This window comes from Pseudomonas sp. (assembly GCF_037994325.1).
Taxonomy (GTDB): domain Bacteria; phylum Pseudomonadota; class Gammaproteobacteria; order Pseudomonadales; family Pseudomonadaceae; genus Aquipseudomonas.
In genome coordinates, this window is sequence record NZ_JBBNAH010000718.1 from 1 (window position 1) to 1,536 (window position 1,536).

Genomic DNA, 1,536 nt, shown 5'->3' on the forward strand with positions numbered 1-1,536 from the left:
ACTGCAACCCTTCGGCAAGCCGCGCAAACTCGACAGCGCACGGCATTGTCAGCTCTGGCAAGTGACGGTGGAACAGGCACCAAGCAAACCCGACTTGCAGGCCTTGGCCCAGCGCTACGAGCTGGCCCTGGACGATGGCCCGCTGACGGTCATCAGCCTGCCTGGGGTGTTTAGCCATGGTCGCCTGGATCGCGGTACCGCTTTGTTTCTCGAGCATTTGGACAAGTTACCCACCGGCCATCTGCTCGACTTCGGCTGCGGCGCTGGCGTGCTCGGGGCGCTGCTAACACGCCGTTATCCCGACAGCCAGGTGACGATGCTCGACGTCGATGCCTTTGCCGCAGCCAGTAGTCGGCTGACCCTTGCCGCCAACGACTTACAGGCCGAAGTCATCACCGGTGATGGCATCGACGCGGCGCCGAAAAACCTCATGGGCATCCTTACCAATCCCCCCTTCCATGAAGGCGTGCACACCCATTACCAAGCCACCGAACACCTGCTGCGCCAGGCAAAAAAACACCTGGAGCACAAAGGCGAGCTGCGCTTGGTGGCCAACAGCTTTTTGAAATACACGCCGATTATTGAAGAGCACCTGGGGCCGTGCGCGGTGTTGGGTGAGGGCCAGGGCTTTCGCATTTACCGGGCCAAACGTCATTAATTTTGGCTTGCTCCCTACAGCTCTCTCGGGCAGAATCCGCCCCGTCCTAGGGGAGTAGTCTCCCGCAAGCATCCTTTCCACACGGTGCTTCGCCCGGCCCGCGTCAACATACTTGCTCCTCAGAGCATGGCGCGTGCGACCCAAGGTCCGCCTAGACGGACCCAGGGGTTTGACAAGACCTATGACACGTAACTCCTTACCCGGGGCGGGAAGTAGTTCGTGTCATAGCCGTGTCTACCCGCCCCTGAGGAAGCCTGATGCTTGATTCCCTTCTTGTTCCAACCGGTATTGTCGCCTTGGCAGAAATTGGCGATAAAACCCAGCTGCTCGCCCTGATTCTGGCGGCGCGTTTCCGTAAACCCTGGCCGATCATCGCCGGTATCGTTGCCGCCACTTTGGCCAACCATGCGGCCGCCGGTGCCGTGGGCGCCTGGGTTAGCGGGTTCTTCTCCGCTGTGGTGCTGCACTGGGTACTGGCCGTGAGCTTTGCCGCTACCGCGTTATGGACCCTGGTGCCGGACAAACTCGACGACGACGAAACCACCACCGCACGCAAATTCGGGCCGTTCCTGACCACCCTGATTGCATTTTTTCTGGCCGAAATCGGCGACAAAACCCAGATCGCCACGGTGATGTTGGCGGCGCAATACCCCGAGCTGTGGCTGGTGATTATCGGCACCACCCTGGGCATGCTGATCGCCAACGTGCCGGTGGTATTGGCCGGTAATTTTGCCGCCGACAAGCTGCCACTGACCCTGATTCGACGCTTGGCCGCTACGGCGTTTTTTGTCTTGGCCGGTATTGCCATCTACAAAGCCATGCAGGCCAGTGGTTGGTTGTAAGCAACGCACTTCGCTTCGGCACTCTGGGGCCCCGCC

The 1,536-nt window shown here is 60.3% G+C and carries 2 protein-coding genes and 1 riboswitch; both genes read left to right on the plus strand.

Annotated features, from left to right (window positions below):
* Nucleotides 1-658: class I SAM-dependent methyltransferase (locus AAAB16_RS23830; protein ID WP_340665577.1), on the plus strand; the 658-nt coding region annotated here is incomplete at its 5' end.
* Between the two features lie 37 nt (nucleotides 659-695).
* Nucleotides 696-895, plus strand: a riboswitch (yybP-ykoY riboswitch).
* A 20-nt stretch (nucleotides 896-915) separates the two neighbouring features.
* Nucleotides 916-1,500, plus strand: a complete 585-nt coding sequence (locus AAAB16_RS23835; RefSeq protein WP_340665578.1) for a TMEM165/GDT1 family protein — start codon at nucleotides 916-918, stop codon at nucleotides 1,498-1,500.
* The last annotated feature ends 36 nt before the right edge of the window (nucleotides 1,501-1,536 follow it).

Coding starts and splice junctions, on each gene's coding strand:
- AAAB16_RS23835 (WP_340665578.1), top strand. CDS start 916: ATGCTTGATTCCCTTCTTGTTCCAACCGGTATTGTCGCCTTGGCAGAA.